Origin of the sequence: Streptomyces purpurascens, assembly GCF_045040895.1 — a bacterium.
Taxonomy (GTDB): Bacteria; Actinomycetota; Actinomycetes; order Streptomycetales; family Streptomycetaceae; genus Streptomyces; species Streptomyces purpurascens.
Genome location: NZ_CP108341.1, coordinates 4,425,180 through 4,445,607, shown reverse-complemented (window position 1 = coordinate 4,445,607; position 20,428 = coordinate 4,425,180). Strand labels below are relative to the sequence as shown.

Here is a 20,428-nt window from a genome sequence, read left to right as displayed (position 1 = left end):
CGCATTCGCATGTCCATCGCCAGTACTGATCACGTCGTCGTGCCCGAGAACGAGGCAGCCGACACCACCCCCGAAGTAACCTTCGCCGACCTCGGCCTGCCCGAGGGCGTCGTGCGCAAGCTCGCACAGAACGGCGTGACCACCCCCTTCCCCATCCAGGCCGCGACCATTCCGGACGCCCTGGCCGGCAAGGACATCCTCGGCCGTGGCCGCACCGGCTCCGGCAAGACCCTCTCCTTCGGTCTGCCGACCCTGGCGACGCTCGCCGGCGGCCGCACCGAGAAGCACAAGCCCCGGGCCGTCATCCTCACGCCGACGCGTGAGCTCGCCATGCAGGTCGCCGACGCGCTCCAGCCCTACGGCGACGTCCTCGGCCTGAAGATGAAGGTCGTCTGCGGCGGTACGTCGATGGGCAACCAGATCTACGCCCTGGAGCGCGGCGTCGACGTCCTCGTCGCCACCCCCGGCCGGCTGCGCGACATCATCAACCGCGGTGCCTGCTCCCTGGAGAACGTGCAGATCGCCGTCCTCGACGAGGCCGACCAGATGTCGGACCTGGGCTTCCTGCCCGAGGTCACCGAGCTGCTCGACCAGGTCCCGGCGGGCGGTCAGCGCATGCTGTTCTCGGCCACGATGGAGAACGAGATCTCCACGCTGGTCAAGCGCTACCTGAGCGACCCGGTCACGCACGAGGTCGACAGCGCCCAGGGCAACGTCACGACCATGTCGCACCACATCCTCATCGTGAAGCCCAAGGACAAGGCGCCGGTCACCGCCGCGGTCGCCTCCCGTAAGGGCCGCACGATCATCTTCGTCCGCACCCAGCTGGGCGCCGACCGTATCGCCGAGCAGCTCTGCGACTCCGGCGTGAAGGCCGACGCGCTGCACGGCGGAATGACGCAGGGCGCGCGCACCCGCGTGCTGGAGGACTTCAAGAAGGGCTACGTCAACGCGCTCGTCGCGACCGACGTCGCCGCCCGCGGCATCCACGTCGACGGCATCGACCTGGTGCTGAACGTGGACCCGGCCGGGGACCACAAGGACTACCTGCACCGGGCGGGCCGTACGGCGCGTGCCGGCCGCACGGGCACCGTCGTCTCCCTCTCGCTCCCGCACCAGCGGCGTCAGATCTTCCGGCTGATGGAGGACGCTGGCGTCGACGCCGGGCGCCACATCATCCAGGGCGGCGCGGCCTTCGACCCGGAGGTCGCCGAGATCACCGGCGCCCGGTCGATGACCGAGGTCCAGGCCGAGTCCGTGGGCAACTCCGCGCAGCAGGCCGAGCGTGAGGTCGCGCAGCTCACCAAGGAGCTGGAGCGGGCGCAGCGGCGTGCGAACGAGCTGCGTGAGGAGTCCGACCGGCTGCTCGCGCGGGTCGCGCGCGAGCGCGGCGAGGAGCCCGCGGCGGCCGTCGAGTCCGCCAAGACCGGGGACGTTCCGGCGGGTGTCGAGGTGTCGGTGCCGGAGCAGCCGACCGCGCAGGACGTCGCGCGCGAGGAGCGCGCGGAGTCGTCGGCGCCTTCTGCGTCCGCCCCGTCGTACGAGCGCCGGGAGCGGCGCGAGGAGCGTGGCGGCGGCTACGGCCGTGACCGGTACGCCGACCGGGAGCGGTCCTTCGACCGTGACCGTGGTGGCGACCGTGGCGGGCGTTCCTTCGACCGTGACCGCGGTGGTGACCGTGGCGGTCGTTCGTTCGAGCGTCGTGACGACCGGGGTGGCTTCAACCGGGACCGTGACCGTGGTGGCGACCGTGGTGGGCGTTCCTTCGACCGTGACCGCGGTGGTGACCGTGGCGGTCGTTCGTTCGAGCGTCGTGACGACCGGGGTGGCTTCAACCGGGACCGTGACCGTGGTGGCGACCGTGGTGGGCGTTCCTTCGACCGTGACCGCGGTGGTGACCGTGGTGGCCGTTCGTTCGAGCGTCGTGACGACCGGGGTGGCTTCAACCGGGACCGCCGGGACGACCGCCCGGGCTTCCGCCGTGACGAGCGCGGTGGGCACCGCGGCAGCGACCGTCCCTTCAACCGGGACCGCCGGGACGACCGTCCGGGCGGTAGCCCGGGCTACCGCTCCGGCGGCCACGACCGCCCGAACGGCCGTCGTGACGACCACCGCGGCGGCGGCTCCTTCGGCCGCCGCGAGGACAAGCCGCGCTGGAAGCGCAACGGCTGACGCCTAGCCGTGTGGAGCGCCGTGGCCCCCGCCCCGACGGGCGGACCACGGCGCTCTGCTTTCGGTCCCGTACGGTGGTGGGTGACCGGCACGATCCGATACCCGATCGGAGACTCGCCGTCGTCCGGCTATGCTCGTGGGGGCAACATCACCCGGGCCCTTAGCTCAATTGGCAGAGCAGTGGACTTTTAATCCATTGGTTGTGGGTTCGAGTCCCACAGGGCCTACCGAAGAGCCCCAGTTCAGAGAGTCTCTGAACTGGGGCTCGAGTCGTTCTCCGGGCGGCTCAGCCCGTCGTCAGCATCCCCGCCCGCAGCCGTGCCACCGTCCGGGAGATGAGGCGGGACACGTGCATCTGGGAGATGCCGAGGCGGGCGCCGATGTCGGCCTGGGTGAGTTCTTCGACGAAGCGCAGGTGGAGGATGAGGCGCTGGCGTTCGTCGAGTTCGGCGAGCAGGGGAGCGAGGGCGTGGAAGTCCTCGACCAGTTCGAGGGCCGGGTCCTCCTCGCCGATGAACTCCGAGAGCGTCGCGTCGCTTTCGTCCGCGTCGCCGCCGACCGTCGCGTCGAGGGACGAGGAGAGGTAGCCGTTCGCCGCGACTTGGGCCTCGACGACCTGCTCCTCGGTGATGTTCATCAGCGCCGCGAGTTCGGCGACCCGGGGCGCGCGGCCGAGGCGGGAGGCCAGCTCCTCGGTGGCCTTGGCGAGTTCCGTACGGGCCTCCTGCAGCCGGCGCGGCACGTGCACGGCCCAGGACGTGTCGCGGAAGAACCGCTTGATCTCGCCGACGATGTAGGGCACCGCGAAGCTGGTGAACTGCACCTCGCGGGAGACCTCGAAACGGTCGATCGCCTTGATCAGCCCGATGATGCCGACCTGGACGACGTCCTCCATCGCCTGGCCGCTGCCGCGGAACCGGCGGGCCGCGAACCGCACCAGCGACATGTTCATCTCGATGAGCGTGTTGCGCGCGTACTGGTACTCGGGAGTGCCCTCCTCCAGTACGGCGAGCCGGTCCAGGAACTGTCCGGTCAGCCCGCGCGCGTCCTGCGGGGCGAGCTTCTGCGGCTCGGCGATCCGGGGCAGCACCTCGCTGGTCTCGGTGCCGGAATCCGTCGTCGTGCCGATGCGTGTGGTCGTCGTCACGGGCCCTCCCTCGTAGTCCCGGCCCGCTCCCATTCCCCGACAGGCCACCTCTAGCGCCGCTACCCGCAGCCGCCGGGCTCATGCCCCGCATATGCCCCATCGAGATGTAGACCACAGTCGGCGCAGGTCGGGGCGGTGTCGGGGTACTCGCAGAAGTCTGCGACGGCACGGGACAGGAGGGTGGGGCGGCGTGGCGGGGAGGAGTTCAGGCAGACCGGGTGTCGGGCGAGCGGGAGTCGTCGGCGCTGTCGGAGGCATCGTGTATCCGGGCCGCCGCCACGTCGCAGAACGCCTCGAGACCCTGCAGCAGCGCGACCCGCTTGGCCGCGGGCATCTGGTCGAGCACCGCGCGCAGCGCCTGCTCCCGTCGTACGCGCAGGTCGGCGAGGAACGTACGGCCCCGGCTGCTGAGGCGCAGGCGTACCTCGCGCCGGTCCACCGGACTCACCACGCGCTCGACGAACCCGGTCGCCTGCAGCCGGTCGCACAGCCGGCTCGTCGAGGGCGGCGTGGAGGCCAGGGAGTCGGCGAGCGTGCGCAGGTTGATGCCCTCGTGGTGTTCGAGGATGAGCAGCACGCGCAACTGGGAGGCGGAGGCGGGTGCCGTCGAGGCCCGGCCCCAGAGGACTTCCAGCAACTCCGCGGCCGTGGAGGTCACACGTGCGACCTCTGCTGGCTCAGGGCGGGGTCGGAGGGAAGTCACAGTCACACTCTCGCAGGCACCGGGGTGGCCGTCAGCGTACTAGGCGCGCGGGGAGCCAGGGGTGACCCGGTCAGGGGCACAGCCGCCCACCTCGCAATCGGACCGCATTCAGACCAAGGATTGGTGTGTCGACCATCGTGACGACGATCGTGAACAGATTCGTGGCCGCCGAGCGCGCCCTGCGCACGGCGGCCCCCCATCAGCTGCTGGACGCGGTCCGTCGTGTACTGACCGATCAGTACGCGGCGGACTCCGTCGAGCTTTTCCTGGCCGACTACGGACTGACCGTGCTTCAGCCGGTGTCCGTGCTGCCGCACACCCTCCAGCCGGTGTCCGTGCACAACAGCCCGGCGGGCCGGGCCTTCGGGGCTCAGGAGCCCTGTGTGGAGGCCCTTTCGGGTGAGCTCGTCCGTGCGCATCTGCCGGTCACCGTGCGCGGCGACCGGCTCGGTGTGCTCACCGTCGTCCTGCCGGGCGGCGAGCACGCCGACGGCTGCCTCGGCGAACTGGCCGAGATCGCCCAGGTGCTGGGGCACGAGGTCGTCGTGGCCGAGCGGGACACCGACCTGTACCTCCAGGCACGCCGCCGGGACCGCCTCACCCTGGCCGCCGAGATGCAGTGGCAGCTGCTGCCGGGCCGCTCCTGCGCCCGCCCCGAGTACGAGCTGGGCGCGCAGCTGGAACCGGCGTACGCGATCTTCGGCGACAACTTCGACTGGTCCGCCACGGCCGACCGGCTGAGCCTCTACGTCACCAACGGCATGGGCGAGGGCATCGAGGCCTCCCTGCTGACCAACCTGGCGATCAACGCCCTGCGCAACGCGCGCCGGGCCGGTCTCCCCCTCGCCGACCAGGCCGCCCTGGCCGACCAGGCGGTGTACGCGCACTACCGGGGCCGCTGCTACCTGTCCGTGCTGATGCTCGACTTCGATCTGGCCACCGGGCGGGTCCGGGCGGTGGACGCCGGGTCCCCGCGACTGCTGCGGCTGCGCCGGGGTGCGGTGGAGCGGGTGGACTTCGATGCCCAGTTGCCGCTCGGCATGTTCGAGGAGACCGACTACGTGGCCCAGGAGTTCCTGGCCGAGCCCGGTGACCGGCTCGTCTTCGTCAGCGACGGGGTGTACGACGTCGCCTCCCCGGGCGGAGAGGCGTACGGCGACAGCGCCCTGGCCCGGGCGATCCAGTCGACCCGGCTGCTCCCGGCCGCCGATGTGCCCCGGGCCGTCCTGCGCGAACTGAGCGGCCACCGCGGCAGGCCCGTCGCGGACGACGACGCCCTGGTGGTGTGTCTGGACTGGCGTGGTCGATGAGGGACGGGGAAGGCGCAGGTCGGGGGGGCGACGGTGGGCAGTTGTTTGGTGTTGCCCCGCGTCGGCACTAATGTTTGTCATACGGCAAGTAACGGCTGAGGCGCCGTGACGCGACCTCGGTCTGGCCCGTGCAAGGGAGCGATGCAAGTGTCGGAGTCGGAACGGAACACGGAACAGGAGCCGGCCCATTACCAGGTGAGCGCCTTTCTCGAACGGCGTCGCGAGCAGGTCGCCCAACGATGGGCGGACGCCGCGCTGTTCCGCACGGTCTTCACCGTCTCACGGGACGAGGCCGTGGATGCGGGCAGGTCCGTGGCCGCCGCGCTGGCGGCGGTGGCGGCTTCCGGGCGGATCGAGGACATCAGGGCGCCCGGATTCGAGCCGGTGCGCGACCAGTTGGGCCGGATGGCGGCCTCCCGCACCCGTACGGGGATCGACCCGGACGGGGTCGCCGACGAGGTGGCCGCCCTGCGCGAACCGGTGACGGAACTGCTGCGCGCAGAGTTCCCGGACCCGTACGCCCCCGACGCCCAGGACGGCGTGCTGGCCCTGACGGTGCTCATGGGCACGCTACGCATGGTCGTGATGGAGACGATGGTCAGCGCGGGCGAGGAGCTGATCGCACGGCAGCGCGAGCAGCTGCTCGAAGCGGCCACCCCGGTGATCAAGCTCTGGGACGGCACCGTCGCCGTGCCGCTGATCGGCACGCTGGACAGCGCGCGCAGCCAGGTGGTCATGGAGAGCCTGCTGGACGCGATCGTCGCCGAGCGTGCCCGGTTCGCCATCCTCGACATCACCGGCGTGCCCACGGTCGACTCGCTGGTCGCCCAGCATCTGATGAAGACGGTGGCGGCGGCCCGGCTGATGGGCGCCGAGTGCATCGTCTCCGGGATCCGGCCCGCGATCGCCCAGACCATCGTCCACCTGGGCATCGACCTCGGCACGGTGCTCACGCGCTCGAGCCTGGAGGACGCGCTGGCCTACGCGCTCAGCCGGCAGGGCGTCGAGATCGCTCCGCTCCGGTCAGCCGGCCCGGCGGCCGACGCGGGGGTCCGGTGACCGGGTCCGGGCCGGCGGTGCCCGGACACGCGGGGGGACACGCCTTCACGGTGCCGGTCCTCCAGCTGGGCGACACGCTGCTGGTCACCCTTCAGGGAGAGCTGCACGACGGGATGGCCGAGCAGCTCCAGCAGGACATCACGGCCCGGATCGCGCACACGCGGGTGACCGGGGTGGTCATCGACATCTCCGGCGTGGACATGGTCGACTCGTTCCTGGGGCGGGTCCTCGCCGAGATCGCCGCCGGAGCCGGACTGCTGGCCGCCCGTACGGTGCTGGCCGGGATGCGCCCGGCGGTGGCGATCACCCTGGTCGAACTGGGGCTCACCCTGCCGGGACTGCGTACGGCCCTGGACGTCGAACGCGCGATGGAGCTGCTCGCCGCCGGTGAGCGTCACAGTGAGGGGAGTCCCTGATGCAGGCCTCCCGCCATGCCGCGCCGACGAGCCTGCCGATCGGTTCGGACGCCGATCTGGCCTGGGTACGGCAGCAGGTACGGCAGGCCGCCGCCGAGCTCGGTTTCGGGCTGGTGCAGCAGACCAAGCTCGTCACGGCTGCCAGCGAACTGGCCCGCAACACCCTCGTCCACGGCGGGGGCGGCCATGTGGAGATCACTCCGCTGGGCCTCGGGGCGTCGAGCGGACTGCGGCTGGCCTTCGTCGACACCGGGCCCGGTATCCGCGATCTGGACCAGGCGATGACCGACGGCTACACCAGCGGCGGCGGGCTCGGTCTCGGCATGAGCGGGGCCAAGCGGCTGGTCCACGAGTTCGAGGTGCACAGCCGGCCCGGCGAGGGGACCACCGTCACCGTCACCGCCTGGGCCGCCGCCGTACCGCCGTCCCGGCCGGGGCCCTGATGAGCAGGGTGTGGGACGTGCCGGTGGACGACTCGACCCGGGTGCGGGACGTCCGTGTGGCGGCCGAGGAGGCCAGCGCCTGCGCCGGGCTTCCCGCGCCCCGCACGGCGACCGCCGCGCTCGTGGCGACGGAGCTGGCGACCAACCTGCTGCGGCACGCCGACGGCGGACGCGTCGTCATCAACCTCGTCGAGCGCGGCCGGGACGGCACTCCGGAGACGTCCGTGCAGCTCGTCTCGCTCGATCACGGCCCCGGCATCCCGGACATCGCGGCGGCGATGCGCGACGGCTACACCACCGCGTCCTCCCTGGGCGCCGGCCTCGGCACGTGCCGGCGCATAGCGAACGACTTCGACCTGCACAGCGCCCCGGGGCGGGGCACCGTGGCCGTGGCCCGCATCGGCCATGAGCGGGCCGTCAAGGGGGCGCGGCCCACGCCGGGCCCGCGCGTGGGCGGCGTCAACGTCCCCCTCGGCCGGGCCGAGCACTCCGGCGACGCGTGGAGCCGGGTGTACGACGGCGACCGCGTGACCCTCCTGCTCGCCGACGGGCTCGGCCACGGGCCCAAGGCCGCCGAGGCGTCCGGCGCGGCCGTGGCCGAACTGCGCGGAGTGGCCGACCTGCCGCCCGCCGAGATCCTGCGGCGTCTGGGCAGGACCCTGCGGCCCACCCGGGGCGCGGCCGTCGCCGTGGCCCAACTCGACCTCTCATCCGGGCAGTTGAGCTTCGCCGGGGTCGGCAACGTCGGCGGCCGGCTGCGCACCGGCGGCTCCTGGAAGCCACTGCTGTCCCACCCCGGCATCGTGGGCGCGCAAGCCCCGGCGTCCGTGCCCGTGCAGCGCGTTCCGTGGCAGGAGGACAGCCTGCTCGTCCTGCACAGTGACGGTCTGCCCGGCCGCTGGACGCCGCCCGACGACGGCGTGCTCCTCTCCTGCGACCCGGCGGTGGTGGCCGTGGCGGTGCTGCGGGACGCCGGGAGCGCGGCCCTGCCGGTGCGGGACGATACGTGTGTGGCCGTACTGGGTGGCCGGCCCGGCTCTGGGGCCTGAACTCGCCTTCTGCCGCCCTCACTGGCCGTCAGTTCCGCCCGTCCCCGTCGGTTCCGTCGGTTCCTTCAGGGCGCGGCACGACCCCGTCCCGCGCCGCCAGGAATCCCAGCAACCCCCGGCTCAGAGCCACCCGTTCCGCCGGTTCCATCGCCGCCAGCGCCGTGGCCAGGGCCTCGGTCCGGCGGCCCGCGACATCGCTCAGGACATGCCGGCCGTGCGGGGTGAGCCACAGCTGCACCTCGCGGCGGGTACCCGGGTGCGGGGCCCGTTCCAGCAGGCCGGCCGCCGCGAGCCGGTCGCAGAGCCGGCTGGCCGTGGGGAGGCCGATGTCCAGCTCGTCCGCCAGGGCCGTGACGTTCAGGCCGGCTGCCGCCTCCACGGTGCGCAGCGCCCGCAGCTGGTGCGGGGACAGGCGCAGGGACGCCTCCTGGGCGGCGACCGACCACAGGGCCGTCAGACGGTCCACGGCATCGGCGACCTGTGACGCGACGGCCTTCGGGCCGTCGTCCGGTCCCCTCGCACAGGGGTCGCCCGGGGCGCCGAGATCGGTCACGAAACGTCACTTTCCATAAGCTGCGGGTACTGCGGAGATCGCCCTCTTTCAAAGGCTGTACCCGATGAGCCGAAGGACAAGCAGCTTCGGTTCAGCGCCGGTCCGGCCGGGCCCCGTTCAGCCGGCGCTGAGCTCCGTCAGCGCGGCGAGCGGCAGCGTGTGCTGGGTCTGGAGGACCTTGGCGCGCAGGTAGCGGACGTTGTGCGCGGTGGTGAAGACGCCCGTGGGGACGCGGTCGCGGACATCGACGCCCAGGGTGCGCAACTGGTCCGCCTTGTCGGGGTTGTTGGAGAGCAGGTCCAGCTCCTTGATGCCCAGGGCCTTCAGTATCTGAGCCGCCGCCGTGTAGTCGCGGGCGTCCTCCGGAAGCCCGAGCGCCGCGTTCGCCTCGTACGTGTCGAGGCCCTCGTCCTGGAGGGCGTACGCGTCGAGCTTGTTGTAGAGGCCGATGCCCCGGCCCTCCTGGCGGAGGTAGAGGAGCACGCCGCCGCGGTCGGCTATGCGTTCGACCGCCTCGCGCAGTTGCGGACCGCAGTCGCAGCGGGCCGAGCCGAACACGTCCCCGGTGAGGCACTCGGAGTGCAGTCGCACCAGCGGGACCGGGCCCGGCTCGCCCAGGACGACGGCCACGTGTTCCTGGTTGTCGGCCAGTCCGTGGAAGGTGACGAGTTCGGCGTCGGCCTGGTAGCCGTCGTGGAAGCGAAGCGGTACCCGGACGCGGGAGCGCGGGGTGGCGAGGGCGGCGGGGGTGTCGGGCATGCGGGGCCTCCGGGTTCCGTTCCTGTTCGGCTGCACAGCCGTCTGCTTCAGATTTGAAGCAGATCCACGGTTCGGAACACTACCCTTGCTTTAAATTTGAAGCAACGAGGTTCAGTCTCTTGTGACGTGCCTCACTGAAGCGCCTCAGGGGGGACCGCGGGCCGCCTCACGAACAGGCCGTGGAGGACCTCCGCCGCCACGGCACGTCGTCCGACGTCGGCCGTGTCCCGTCCTCCTGGAGCCCCTGCGCGATCGCCGCGGAGATCTCCTCCAGCTGCGCCACCTGCTCCTCGCTGAGCCGGTCGAACACGAAGCTCCGCACGGTCTCGACATGCCCGGGCGCCGCGCGCTCCAGTACGGCGAACCCCGCCTCGGTCAGTGCGGCGATGCTGCCCCGCTTGTCGTGCCGGCAGGCCTCGCGCCGCAGCATGCCGTCCTTCTCCAGCCGCGTCACCGCGTACGTCAGGCGGCTGCGTGTGATCTTCAGCCGCTCGGCGAGATCGGTCATGCGCAGGCGCTGTTCGGGGGACTCCGACAGGACGGACAGGATGGAGTAGTAAAGGTGCGGCATGCCGGCGTCCTGCTGGAGCTGCCGGTCGATCGCGTCCTCCAGGAGCAGCGAGGAGGCGATGTACGCGCGCCAGGCGCGCTGCTCCTCGGGGGTGAGCCAGCGAGTCGTCATGCCGCCAGTGTAGGTTTGTTTCAAACTTGAACCAAGACCCGGCGAGCTCGATCCCGCCGGTCCGCCGTCCCACCCGACCGGGGAGCGTCGATGCCTCACCCGTACGTCCTGCTGTCCGCCGCCGTCTCCCTCGACGGCTACCTGGACGACACCGGGCCCGAACGCCTGCTGCTGTCCGGCCCGGCCGACTTCGACCGGGTCGACGAGGTCCGGGCGTCCGTCGACGCGATCCTGGTCGGTGCCGGCACCATCCGCGCCGACAATCCGCGCCTGCTGGTCAACTCGGACGAGCGGCGGGCGGCCCGCACCGCCGCCGGCCGACCGGAGTACCCCCTCAAGGTCACCGTCAGCGGCTCCGGTGACCTCGACCCGCAGGCGCGGTTCTGGCACACCGGCGGCGAGAAGGTCCTCTACACGACCGACCAGGGCGCCGAGCGGGCCCGGGCCCGCGGCCTCGCCACCGACGTGGTCCCCCTCGGCACCGACCTCGACTGGCGGCGGCTCCTCACCCACCTGCACGACGTACGGGGCGTGCGACGGCTCATGGTCGAGGGCGGCGGCCTGATCCACACCCAGCTCCTCACCCAGGGCCTCGCCGACGAACTCCAGCTGGTCCTCGCCCCGCTCTTCGTGGGCGATCCCAAGGCGCCCCGCCTCTTCGGGCCCGGCGGCTACCAGGGCGGCCGGCTCCGGCTGCTGGAGACGCGGCAGATCGAGGACGTGGTCCTCATGCGCTACGAGCCCACCGCCCCCGGCACCGGCCCCCTCGCCACCGCGGCCGACCACCACTGGCTGGCCCTCGCCTGCGAACTGGCGGGCCTCTGCCCGCCGTCGGACACGGCGTTCAGCGTGGGCGCGGTGGTGGTCGCGGCCGACGGCACGGAACTGGCCCGCGGTCACTCCCGCGAGGGCGACGACCCGGTCGCGCACGCGGAGGAGGCGGCTCTGGCGAAGCTCGACCCGTCCGACCCGCGGCTCGCCACCGCCACGGTCTACAGCAGCCTGGAGCCCTGCGCCCGCCGCGCCTCCCGCCCCGCGCCCTGCGCCCGGCTGCTCCTCGACGCGGGCGTGCGCCGAGTGGTCACGGCCTGGCGCGAGCCGGACACCTTCGTCCAGGACGCCGACGGCAGCGGCGTCCTGGCGGCCGGCGGTGCGGAGGTCGTCGTCCTCCCGGAACACGAGCACCGGGCCAAGGCCCCGAACCGCCATCTGCTGTAGGGGAGCGAGGGCGGATCTGGCTACCGACGGCCCGCTGAGCATGAGGTGGTCACGAGTGGTCCCGCGGATGGCGTACACTGGAATCACAACGACGCGGGGTGGAGCAGCTCGGTAGCTCGCTGGGCTCATAACCCAGAGGTCGCAGGTTCAAATCCTGTCCCCGCTACTGAAGGCCGAGGGCCGGAATCCGAAAGGGTTCCGGCCCTCGGTGCGTTTCGGGGTGTTCCGCTCCCCTGTCACTTTCAGTGAGTGATGCGCACCGCTCCGCATAGCAACTGACACACCGTCAATACCCGGCAGTCACTTACGGAGCGGTCAACTCGCCCGATTTGAGCCGGTCATGGCAGGTAAGTCCGCACGAAAAAGGTTAATGATCAAGTGGAATCGCTGGAATCCACCCCCCGGGTCTATTAACGTTCGATAACGCAGCGCGGTCGTCCCAGCCGTCACAGAAGGCGGCTCCGTGCGCACGCGCCGAATCCCGAAAGGGAACCGGGGAACCACCACTTGGGGTGAATCGGGCGTAAACCGCCGTGGAAGCACGGTCGGTATACGCGCGTAGGAGACCTTCCTGCTCCGAACCCGTCAGCTAACCCGGTAGGCGAGAAGGAAGGAAAGGAGTACGCCCACGTGGCGTCCAACCGGCCTGCCCCCGCGGCCCCGTTCGCGCGAAACCAGCGCGACACCGATACTTTCGGCTACGGCGGTCAGCGCACCGACGAGGGCCCGTTCCAGGAGTGGAACCCCACCGAGGAATCCATCCGTCCCGTCCGTGGCCGGCATCGCGTCACCAAGCAGCGCGGCGGAGGTCTCGCCCGCAGCTCCACCGTCCTGGGCGTCGGCGTCATAGCCGCCGTGGGCGCGGGCGGCATGGCCAGCGCCCAGACCGGCAAGCCGCCGGTGTCCATCTCCGTGCCGGACCTGCCCTCGGTGGGTTCCCTCATCTCGGACGACGACACCCCCGCCGGCTCCTCGACTCCGCTCAGCGGTCTCGGCACGGCCACGGCGGACACCGAGGAGAACTCCTCCGGCGCCGGCGAGGCGCTGCGAGCCCGGATCATGGCCCAGGTCGAGTACCAGCAGGACCAGATCGACACCAAGGCCGCGCAGGACGCCGCCGACGCCGCCGAGAAGGCGGCCGCGGAAGCCGTCGCCAAGGCGGAGAAGGAAGCCAAGGCCAAGGCCGCCGAGGCCAAGAGGAAGGCGGAGGAGGAGGCCAGGAAGAAGGCCGAGGCCGAGCGCCTCGCCGCCCTCGCCAAGCAGTTCACGCTGCCGACCTCCTCGTACACCCTCACCTCGACCTTCGGTCAGGCCGGCGCCTACTGGTCCTCCGGCTACCACACGGGTCTCGACTTCGCCGCCCCCACGGGCACGCCGATCAAGGCGGTGCACAGCGGCACCATCACCGAGGCGGGCTGGAACGGCTCGTACGGCTACAAGACGGTCCTCACCCTCGATGACGGCACGGAGATCTGGTACGCGCACCAGTCCTCCATCGGCGTCAGCGTCGGCCAGAAGGTCAGCACGGGCGATGTCATCGGCCGTGTCGGTGCCACCGGCAACGTCACCGGCGCCCACCTGCACCTCGAGGTGCACTCCGGTGGCGCCGGCAGCGGGATCGACCCGATGGCGTGGCTGCGGGGCAACGGACTGAACCCGTAAGCGGCACAAGCCAGTCGAAGCACCGGCAGCCCTGACGACGACCCCCCGACGTCAGGGCTGCCGGTCTCCGTTGTGCGCGGGGGCGTTTACAGGACCTTTGCGTCCGCCCTGGAATGAGCCGCGCCGGCACGGCCGTTGACGAGGAGCATGACTTCTCTTCGCAAGCTGGGCTCCTCCGACCTCGAAATCTTCCCGCTCGCCCTCGGCGGCAACGTCTTCGGCTGGACCGCGGACGAGGACCGGTCGTTCGCCGTACTCGACGCGTACACCGCCGCCGGCGGCAACTTCGTCGACACCGCCGACGTCTACTCGGCGTGGGTCGACGGCAACCAGGGCGGCGAGTCCGAGACCGTCCTCGGCAAGTGGCTCCAGGCGCGCGGCAACCGCGCCGATGTCGTCGTCGCCACGAAGGTCAGCCAGCACCCCGAGTTCCAGGGCCTGTCCGCCGCCAACATCAAGGCCGCCGCCGACGCCTCGCTGCGCCGCCTGCGCACCGACTACATCGACCTCTACTACACCCACTTCGACCAGCCCGACGTCCCGGTGGAGGAGATCATCGGGGCGCTCGACGAGCTGGTGAAGGCCGGGAAGGTGCGGCACATAGCCGCCTCCAACATCTCGGCGGAGCGGCTGCGGGCCTCCCTGGAGTTCTCCGACCGCGAGGGCCTCGCCCGCTATGTGGCGCTCCAGCCCCACTACAACCTGGTCTCCCGCGACACCTACGAGGGCGAGCTCCAGGACCTCGCCGAGCGCTCCGGCCTGGCGGCCGTCCCCTACTACGCGCTCGCGTCCGGCTTCCTCACCGGCAAGTACCGGCCCGGTACGACCGTCGACAGCGCGCGGGCCGGCGGCGCCGCCAAGCACCTGGAGACCGAGCGGGGCCTCCGGGTCCTGGGCGCCCTCGACGAGGTCGCCGCGGCCCACGAGGTCCCCGTCGCGACGGTCGCCCTGGCCTGGCTCGCGGCCCGGCCGACGGTGGCGGCCCCGATCGCGTCCGCACGAACGGTGGAGCAGCTGCCGGCGCTCGTCGGGGTCGGGGACCTCACACTGACGGAGGCGGAGGTCGACCGTCTCACGGAGGCTTCGGCCTGAGCGGTCTGCGCGGGCCCACCGCCCCGGCTACGACCGGTACGGGTTGTACGCGGGGTACGGCGTCGTCGGGGCGGAGTAGGTCGTCGTCGGATGGCCGTACCCGTACACCCCGTACACCGGCCAGGGCGGTGCCACCACCGGTACGGGAGGGGCCGTGATCCGCGCCGCGTGATCCAGCGCGGGGCGGGCCGCCTCCCGGCGCCGCCACAGTTCCTCCAGCAGTTCCCGTTCCCGTACGACGAAGTCGGCCCCGGCGCGGCCGCGGCGGCCCCGGTGCCGCAGGAACGCCAGAGACGTCGCGTAGGCCTCGTACTGGGCCACCGCCCGCGCCGCGGTCTTCCCCGCGTGGCGGCGTGCGTACTGGCGGGCGATGCGGCGGGCCCGCATCGAGCCGAGCGCGTACGGCTCGGCCGGAGTCAGCCAGCCGGCGACGGCGTACGGCGGCAGCTCCGCCCGTACGGTCCTCAGCTCCCGCTGCCGCGTCCAGATCACCAGCCATGTCAGCAGCCCGAAGATGGGCACCATGAACGCCGCGTACACGGCGAAGAACCCGTACTCGCCGAACGCCGACGAGCCGTTCCACATCGCGTGCATGCCCATCGCGAGCAGCAGCCCGGAGAGCGGGAAGGCGATGCGGCGGATGTGCTGGCGGTCCGCCGAGAGCGCGGAGATGCCGAAGCCGATGCCCGTGAGGACGGTGAAGAGCGGGTGCGCGAACGGCGACATGACGATCCGCACGAAGAAGGTCGCCGCCGTGACGGAGGCGATGCCGCTGTGCCCGGCGAGCTGGTCGGTGCCGAAGGCGATGCCCAGGTAGAGGATGTTCTCCGTGAACGCGAAGCCGGTGGCGGTGACGCCGGCTATGACGACTCCGTCGACGATGCCGGTGAAGTCACGCCGCCGGAAGAGGAAGACCAGTAAAACGGCCGCCGCCTTGGCCGACTCCTCGACCACCGGCGCGATGACGGTCGCGCCGAGGGTGTCCGCTCTCGTCGGGTCCGCGGTCGCCGTCGCTATCCACTGGGTCGCGAAGCTGTTGGCGACGATCGCTATCAGCGCCGCCGCGCAGGCGCCCCAGGCGAAGGCGAACAGCAGGTTCCGCCAGGGTCCCGGCTCGACCCGGTCCAGCCAGCGGAACGCGGCTATCAGCAGGGGGACCGGGAGGACGGCCAGCCCGAGCCCCACCAGGAATCCTTCCGTGCCGGTCTCCTCGCGGACCAGGGCGAGGATGACGAGGCCGGAGATCACGAGGAGCGTGGACAGCGCGCCGTAGCGCACCCACGCGCGCTGCCACCAGTGCGCGTGCCGCAGAGGGCCGGCGGCGGAGAGGCCGGCGAGCGGCGCGCCGTCGGGGGGCCCGCTGGGGTACGACGGATGTGGGGGGCAGGTGGCCACGGCATTGACCCTAACGACGGATGGGCGCTGTCCGCAGGCGGGAGAGAACCGGGGGCGGTCAGGCGCCGGCGGGGGGTTGGTCCACGTGCTGTACGCGACGGAAGAGGAGGTCGTTCACGACATGACCCTTGTCCAGTCCCTGGCCCTCGAAACGGGTCAGGGGACGGAAGTCGGGACGGGGCGCGAAACCGCCGTCCGCCTGCGTGTTCTCGAAGTCGGGGTGTGCGGTGAGGACCTCGAGCATCTGCTCGGCGTACGGTTCCCAGTCGGTGGCGCAGTGCACGGTCCCGCCGGGCTTGATGCGGGTCGCGGCCAGGGTCAGGAAGTCGGGCTGGATGAGCCTGCGCTTGTGGTGCCGCTTCTTGGGCCAGGGGTCGGGGAAGTAGACGCGGAGGCCGTCGAGGGAGTCCGGGGCGAGCATCTCGCGGAGCAGGATGATCGCGTCGCCGTTCGCGACCCGGATGTTGGACATGCCGTCCCGGTCGGCGAGATTGAGCAGGTTGCCCTGGCCGGGGGTGTGGACGTCGACGGCGAGGATGTTGGTGCGGGGGTCGGCGGCGGCCATCTGGGCGGTCGCCTCGCCCATGCCGAAGCCGATCTCCAGGACGACGGGATTGTCGTTGCCGAACAGGTCGGCGAGGTCGAGCTTCCGGTGCCCGTCGATGTCCAGCCCCCACTTGGGCCACAACCGCTGCAGCGCGTCCGCCTGTCCCGCGGTCACCCGGCTGCGCCGCGGCTGAAAACTCCGGATCCGCCGCTCGAAGTGTGACCCGGCGGGATCGGCCTTCGGCCCGTCGGGAAAGCGCGGCTCACCCTTGGCCCGCGTGTGCCGGATGGACACACCGGGCGCGTGGTCGGGGTGCTCGCCGTCGGGGGTGGTGGGCGGCTGGATGCTTTCAGGGGTATTCACGGAGTCAGACACAGTGAGGCCGATTTTACGGCCGTCGCGTAAGAGGGTGCGGCGGGGCGAGGCCGCGGCACCCCCCTCCGCCGGGTCGCGGGCCTCACCCGGGCCCGGCTCGCACCCCCCTCCGCCGGGTCGCGGGCCTCACCCGGGCCCGGCTCGCACTCTGCTCCGCGGGGTCGCGGGCCCGCCCAGCCCGCCGCTGCACCGGACACCGCCGACGCCCCCGAGGCCTCCGAGGCGGTGCCGCCGGACGCCGTCACGGCCGACGCCGCCCTCACCGTCGCCCCCTCCGGCCTTCACCCGGGCCCCGCTCACACTCCGCTCCGCCGTGACGCGGGCCTCGCCCCGGGCCCGGCTCACCCTCCGCTCCGCCGTGACGCGGGCCTCGCCCCGGGCCCCGCTCACCCTCCGCTCCGCCGTGACGCGGGCCTCGCCCCGGGCCCCGCTCACCCTCCGCTCCGCCGTGACGCGGGCCTCACCCGGGCCCCGCTCACCCTCCGCTCCGCCGGGTCGCGGACCCACCCGGACCTGCGTCACAGCCCGCTCCGCCGGATCGCGGCCCACGGGGACGCCTCACAGCCCGCTCAGCGCCCTCCGCGCCACCTCCCGCCCGATCGGCAGGCTCGCCGTAGCCGCAGGTGAAGGCGCGTTCAGCACATGCACCGTGCGAGCGCCCTCGCGGATCAGGAAGTCGTCCACCAGCGTGCCGTCGCGCAGGACGGCCTGGGCCCGCACCCCCGCCGCCGTCGGCACCAGGTCGTCCTCGGTCACCCCGGGCAGCAATCTGCCCACCGCGTCCGTGAACGCCGCCTTGGACAGCGACCGGCGCAGCTCACCCGCCCCGTACCGCCAGTGCCGGCGCGCGATCCGCCAGGATCCCGGCCAGGCCAGGGTCGACCCCAGCTCGCGCCAGCGGACCGTGCCCCAGCCATAGCCTTCGCGGGCCAGCGCCGGCACCGCGTTGGGCCCGACGTGGACACCGCCGTCGATGCCGCGTGTGAGATGCACCCCGAGGAATGGGAACGCCGGGTCGGGGACGGGGTAGACCAGGCCCCGTACGAGCTCCGGCCGGGCGAGTTCGTAGTACTCGCCCCGGAACGGCACGATCTGGACGTCCGGGTCGTCCCCGGTCAGCCGGGCGATCTCGTCGCTGTACAGGCCCGCGCAGTTCACCAGGACCCGGCCGCGCACCACGTCCCCGGCCGAGGTGAGCGCGGCGACGCCCAGCTCGGGGCGGCGGTCGATGCGCACGACCCGTGTGCCGTAGCGGATCTCCGCGCCCGAGCCGTGGGCCAGCTGGCGGGCGACCGCGACGAAGTCGCAGATGCCGGTCGTGCCGACGTGTATGGCGGCGAGGCCCCGCACCTCCGGCTCGTACTCCATGATCTGGGACGCGCACAGCTCCCGCACCGGGATCCCGTTCTCCCGGCCGCGCTGCACGAGGGCGTGCAGGCGGGGCAGCTCGGAGCGGTCGGTCGCGACGATCAGCTTGCCGGTGACGGAATGCGCGATGCCGTACTCGGCGCAGAACTTGACCATCTCGGCGGCGCCCCGCACCGCGTAGCGCGCCTTGAGGGAGCCGGGGCGGTAGTAGACGCCGCTGTGGATGACTCCGCTGTTACGGCCGGTCTGATGCCGGGCGGGGCCCGGTTCCTTCTCCAGCACCGTGACACGTGTGCCCGGTGCGGCGCGTGTGATCGCGTACGCCGTCGACAGACCGACGATCCCGCCGCCGATCACCAGCACGTCGCAGTCGTATGCGAGCCGCACGAGCACCACCTCCCGCTACCGATAGTGCACTGCACCACTGACAGCACCTTCAAACGCGGCGATGGCAGCGCGCCTTCAGGGGCGCGGGCCGGTATCGATCAGCGGCTCCGCCGCGTGGGCCCGAACGGCCACGACGAGATCCGCGGCTCCACGATCACAGCAACCCGGCAGACGCTCACGCGGGAGCCACCAGCAACGGCCGGGCGCGCTCACGAAGCTCCACGACCCGCGGCTCGTCCCCGTACGGCTCCAGCCGGTGAAGAAGATCCTTCACGTACTCCGTGGTCCGGGCGGACGAGATGCGCCCGGCGACCTCCACCGCCCGCACCCCCTGCTCGCACGCCGCGTCCAGATTCCCCGACTCCAGTTCGGCCACCGCCGAGACGACGAGGCGCAGACCGTGCGAGCGGACGAACTCCTCCGTCGGCTTCGAGAGCGCCTGCTCGGTGAAGCGGCGGACCTGGCGGGGCGCCTTGAGATCGCGGTAGCACTCGGCCGCGTCGGCGGCGAAACGGTCGTAGGAGTAGAAGCCGAGCCAGCTCGGGTCGTTGTCGCCGGGACGGGCCCGCTCCAGCCAGCTCTCGGCCGCCTTCAGGGCACCGCCGGCCGCCTGGGCGTCGTTGGCGCGGGCATGCGCGCGTGCCTCGACGAGACGGAAGAAGCTCATGGTGCGGGCCGTCGCCAGACCGCGGTTGCGTTCCAGGGCGGCCTGGGCGAGGTCCACGCCCTCGTCACCGAAGCCGCGGTAGGTGGCCTGGAGGGACATGGAGGCCAGGACGTAGCCCCCGAGGGGGACGTCCGCCGCCGCCCGGGCCAGGCGCAGGGCCTGGATGTAGTAGCGCTGGGCCGCTTCCTGCTGGCCCGTGTCGAAGGCCATCCAGCCCGCGAGCCGGGTCAGTTCCGCGGAGGCGCCGAAGAGGGCCCGGCCGACCTCGTCGGAGTAGGAGCCGAGCAGCAGGGGGGCCGCCTCCACCCTTAAGCACTCGGGGACCATCGACGAACGCCAGTCGCCGCCGCCGTACTTGGAGTCCCAGCGCCGCGCGTCCTCGGCGGCCTCCCGCAGCTTCTGCACATCGCTGTGGCCGACTTTGAGCGGTGCGCCGGAGTCCTCGCCGGGGCCCACGTCACGCGCGACCGAACTGTCGGCCGGGGTTATCAGCCATCGTGAGGCGGGCGTCGCGTACGCGCTCACCGCGAACGATCCGGCCAGCGACTGCCAGATGCCGCCGGTTCCGGCCCGGCGGCCCGCGAGGTCGAGGCGGTACAGCTCCGTCGCGGACCGCACCGCCTGGCCGACGTCCCGCGGGAAGGCGAGGCCGACTTCGGGCGCGGGATCCGCGTCCGCCAGGCCGATCTCGTGGAGCGGCACCGGGCGGCCGAGCTTCTGGCCGATGGCGGCGGCGATGAGGTGCGGCGCCGCACCCTGCGGCACCATGCCCTTCGAAACCCAGCGCGCCACCGACGTCTTGTCGTAGCGAAGCGTCAGACCGCGCTGGGCGCCGAGGTCGTTGACACGCCGCGCGAGTCCTGCGTTGCTGATTCCCGCGAGGGCGAGAACGGCGCCGAGTTTTTCGTTCGGCCCGCGTTGCTCCCTGGACATGAGCCACCCCTCGACACAGACGGCTGCCGGCACTGGCATAACCACGCGGCATTCGTAAACCCAGCGTAGTTCGCCGCATCCCAAGCGTTAAGGGGCATTGTTCCGGTTGGCGGGATTGTGGTCCGTACTGAAGTGCGGTTCAGATACAGGCTGTTGCGGCGTGCTCCCACTGTGTGGCCGTGCGCCCGCCCGTGCGCTCTTCTCCAGCCATCGCGGGAGCGCTTCCATGGTCATTGCGTGGGTCGGCCCGCTGTACTGGATCCAGTGGGCTGGGGGACACCGCCGCCTACATCCCCGCGGGCGGCGGAACGGTCCGGGAGGCGTGCTCCGTCTCCCGGACTGCGCGATCGGGCGATGGTGCGCCGAGCCTGTACGGAGCGTGTTCGACGCTGTCCGTGTAACGGCGATTCGGCTGAAAATCGACCCCGCCGGTCGTGGGGTATCAGGGCTCCGACCACGGCACTTGAGGGCGCATCAGGCGTAGTCGGGGC

General features: G+C 72.0%; 19 protein-coding genes, 2 tRNA genes and 1 riboswitch. Of the genes, 11 read left to right on the top strand and 10 right to left on the bottom strand.

Annotated features, from left to right (window positions below):
* The first annotated feature begins 9 nt into the window (after positions 1-9).
* Both OHU35_RS20215 and OHU35_RS20210 read left to right on the top strand, forming a co-directional pair.
* Positions 10-2,172: a DEAD/DEAH box helicase gene (locus tag OHU35_RS20215; protein WP_233878590.1), complete on the top strand. Its 2,163-nt coding sequence runs from the start codon at positions 10-12 to the stop codon at positions 2,170-2,172.
* 154 nt (positions 2,173-2,326) lie between these two features.
* Positions 2,327-2,399, top strand: a tRNA-Lys gene (locus OHU35_RS20210).
* A gap of 59 nt (positions 2,400-2,458) precedes the next feature.
* Here OHU35_RS20210 and OHU35_RS20205 read toward each other — a convergent pair.
* Together OHU35_RS20205 and OHU35_RS20200 are read right to left on the bottom strand one after the other, a co-directional pair.
* Entirely contained in the window at positions 2,459-3,319 is an 861-nt protein-coding gene (locus OHU35_RS20205; RefSeq protein ID WP_189727330.1) for an RNA polymerase sigma factor SigF, read from the bottom strand.
* Positions 3,320-3,524: 205 nt separating this feature from the next.
* Positions 3,525-4,028 (bottom strand): MarR family transcriptional regulator, encoded by a 504-nt coding sequence (locus OHU35_RS20200; protein ID WP_189727331.1) that lies wholly within the window; start codon positions 4,026-4,028, stop codon positions 3,525-3,527.
* Positions 4,029-4,171: 143 nt separating this feature from the next.
* On the opposite strand from OHU35_RS20200, the gene OHU35_RS20195 reads away from it, so the two are divergent.
* From OHU35_RS20195 to OHU35_RS20175, 5 genes are all read left to right on the top strand, one after another.
* On the top strand, positions 4,172-5,332 hold the full coding sequence (locus OHU35_RS20195) for a PP2C family protein-serine/threonine phosphatase (protein ID WP_189727375.1): 1,161 nt from the start codon (positions 4,172-4,174) through the stop codon (positions 5,330-5,332).
* A gap of 141 nt (positions 5,333-5,473) precedes the next feature.
* Complete coding sequence (locus OHU35_RS20190) at positions 5,474-6,391, top strand: STAS domain-containing protein (protein ID WP_189727332.1); 918 nt, start codon at positions 5,474-5,476, stop codon at positions 6,389-6,391.
* Positions 6,388-6,807, top strand: a complete 420-nt coding sequence (locus OHU35_RS20185) for an STAS domain-containing protein (RefSeq protein WP_229873180.1) — start codon at positions 6,388-6,390, stop codon at positions 6,805-6,807. Before OHU35_RS20190 ends, OHU35_RS20185 begins: the two co-directional genes overlap by 4 nt.
* The gene (locus OHU35_RS20180) at positions 6,807-7,250 is read left to right on the top strand and encodes an anti-sigma regulatory factor (protein WP_189727333.1); all 444 of its coding nucleotides are present in this window, start codon (positions 6,807-6,809) and stop codon (positions 7,248-7,250) included. Before OHU35_RS20185 ends, OHU35_RS20180 begins: the two co-directional genes overlap by 1 nt.
* The gene (locus OHU35_RS20175; RefSeq protein ID WP_189727334.1) at positions 7,250-8,299 is read left to right on the top strand and encodes an ATP-binding SpoIIE family protein phosphatase; all 1,050 of its coding nucleotides are present in this window, start codon (positions 7,250-7,252) and stop codon (positions 8,297-8,299) included. The genes OHU35_RS20180 and OHU35_RS20175 overlap by 1 nt, the downstream gene beginning before the upstream one ends.
* A gap of 28 nt (positions 8,300-8,327) precedes the next feature.
* Here the strand turns inward: OHU35_RS20175 and OHU35_RS20170 are convergent, their stop codons facing one another.
* The 3 genes from OHU35_RS20170 to OHU35_RS20160 form a co-directional block, all read right to left on the bottom strand.
* Complete coding sequence (locus OHU35_RS20170) at positions 8,328-8,852, bottom strand: MarR family winged helix-turn-helix transcriptional regulator (RefSeq protein ID WP_405506248.1); 525 nt, start codon at positions 8,850-8,852, stop codon at positions 8,328-8,330.
* A 117-nt stretch (positions 8,853-8,969) separates the two neighbouring features.
* Entirely contained in the window at positions 8,970-9,611 is a 642-nt protein-coding gene (ribA, locus tag OHU35_RS20165; RefSeq protein ID WP_405506246.1) for a GTP cyclohydrolase II, read from the bottom strand.
* 166 nt (positions 9,612-9,777) lie between these two features.
* Positions 9,778-10,293: a MarR family winged helix-turn-helix transcriptional regulator gene (locus tag OHU35_RS20160; protein WP_189727337.1), complete on the bottom strand. Its 516-nt coding sequence runs from the start codon at positions 10,291-10,293 to the stop codon at positions 9,778-9,780.
* A gap of 90 nt (positions 10,294-10,383) precedes the next feature.
* Here OHU35_RS20160 and OHU35_RS20155 point away from each other — a divergent pair, with 90 nt between their 5' ends.
* The 4 genes from OHU35_RS20155 to OHU35_RS20140 all read left to right on the top strand — a co-directional run bounded on the left by OHU35_RS20155 (position 10,384) and on the right by OHU35_RS20140 (position 14,265).
* Complete coding sequence (locus OHU35_RS20155; protein ID WP_189727338.1) at positions 10,384-11,511, top strand: dihydrofolate reductase family protein; 1,128 nt, start codon at positions 10,384-10,386, stop codon at positions 11,509-11,511.
* Between the two features lie 92 nt (positions 11,512-11,603).
* Positions 11,604-11,677: transfer RNA gene (locus OHU35_RS20150), tRNA-Met, on the top strand.
* Between the two features lie 296 nt (positions 11,678-11,973).
* Positions 11,974-12,130: riboswitch (cyclic di-AMP (ydaO/yuaA leader) on the top strand.
* Positions 12,131-12,141: 11 nt separating this feature from the next.
* Positions 12,142-13,173 (top strand): M23 family metallopeptidase, encoded by a 1,032-nt coding sequence (locus OHU35_RS20145; RefSeq protein WP_189727339.1) that lies wholly within the window; start codon positions 12,142-12,144, stop codon positions 13,171-13,173.
* Positions 13,174-13,320: 147 nt separating this feature from the next.
* A complete protein-coding gene (locus OHU35_RS20140; RefSeq protein WP_189727340.1) occupies positions 13,321-14,265 on the top strand; it encodes an aldo/keto reductase in 945 nt (314 codons plus the stop codon).
* Positions 14,266-14,292: 27 nt separating this feature from the next.
* On the opposite strand, the gene OHU35_RS20135 is transcribed toward OHU35_RS20140, so the two are convergent.
* The 5 genes from OHU35_RS20135 to OHU35_RS20115 form a co-directional block, all read right to left on the bottom strand.
* Positions 14,293-15,660, bottom strand: a complete 1,368-nt coding sequence (locus tag OHU35_RS20135) for a PrsW family intramembrane metalloprotease (RefSeq protein ID WP_189727341.1) — start codon at positions 15,658-15,660, stop codon at positions 14,293-14,295.
* 58 nt (positions 15,661-15,718) lie between these two features.
* Positions 15,719-16,582, bottom strand: a complete 864-nt coding sequence (gene trmB / locus OHU35_RS20130) for a tRNA (guanosine(46)-N7)-methyltransferase TrmB (RefSeq protein ID WP_189727342.1) — start codon at positions 16,580-16,582, stop codon at positions 15,719-15,721.
* Positions 16,583-16,708: 126 nt separating this feature from the next.
* Positions 16,709-17,017, bottom strand: a complete 309-nt coding sequence (locus tag OHU35_RS20125) for a hypothetical protein (RefSeq protein WP_405506243.1) — start codon at positions 17,015-17,017, stop codon at positions 16,709-16,711.
* Between the two features lie 123 nt (positions 17,018-17,140).
* Positions 17,141-18,343: an L-2-hydroxyglutarate oxidase gene (lhgO, locus tag OHU35_RS20120; RefSeq protein WP_189727343.1), complete on the bottom strand. Its 1,203-nt coding sequence runs from the start codon at positions 18,341-18,343 to the stop codon at positions 17,141-17,143.
* A 169-nt stretch (positions 18,344-18,512) separates the two neighbouring features.
* Complete coding sequence (locus OHU35_RS20115) at positions 18,513-19,937, bottom strand: MFS transporter (protein WP_189727344.1); 1,425 nt, start codon at positions 19,935-19,937, stop codon at positions 18,513-18,515.
* Positions 19,938-20,428 lie beyond the last annotated feature (491 nt).

Coding starts and splice junctions, on each gene's coding strand:
- OHU35_RS20215 (WP_233878590.1), top strand. CDS start 10: ATGTCCATCGCCAGTACTGATCACGTCGTCGTGCCCGAGAACGAGGCA.
- OHU35_RS20155 (WP_189727338.1), top strand. CDS start 10,384: ATGCCTCACCCGTACGTCCTGCTGTCCGCCGCCGTCTCCCTCGACGGC.
- OHU35_RS20160 (WP_189727337.1), bottom strand. CDS start 10,293: ATGACGACTCGCTGGCTCACCCCCGAGGAGCAGCGCGCCTGGCGCGCG.
- ribA (WP_405506246.1), bottom strand. CDS start 9,611: ATGCCCGACACCCCCGCCGCCCTCGCCACCCCGCGCTCCCGCGTCCGG.
- OHU35_RS20175 (WP_189727334.1), top strand. CDS start 7,250: ATGAGCAGGGTGTGGGACGTGCCGGTGGACGACTCGACCCGGGTGCGG.
- OHU35_RS20180 (WP_189727333.1), top strand. CDS start 6,807: ATGCAGGCCTCCCGCCATGCCGCGCCGACGAGCCTGCCGATCGGTTCG.
- OHU35_RS20140 (WP_189727340.1), top strand. CDS start 13,321: ATGACTTCTCTTCGCAAGCTGGGCTCCTCCGACCTCGAAATCTTCCCG.
- OHU35_RS20190 (WP_189727332.1), top strand. CDS start 5,474: ATGCAAGTGTCGGAGTCGGAACGGAACACGGAACAGGAGCCGGCCCAT.
- OHU35_RS20115 (WP_189727344.1), bottom strand. CDS start 19,937: ATGTCCAGGGAGCAACGCGGGCCGAACGAAAAACTCGGCGCCGTTCTC.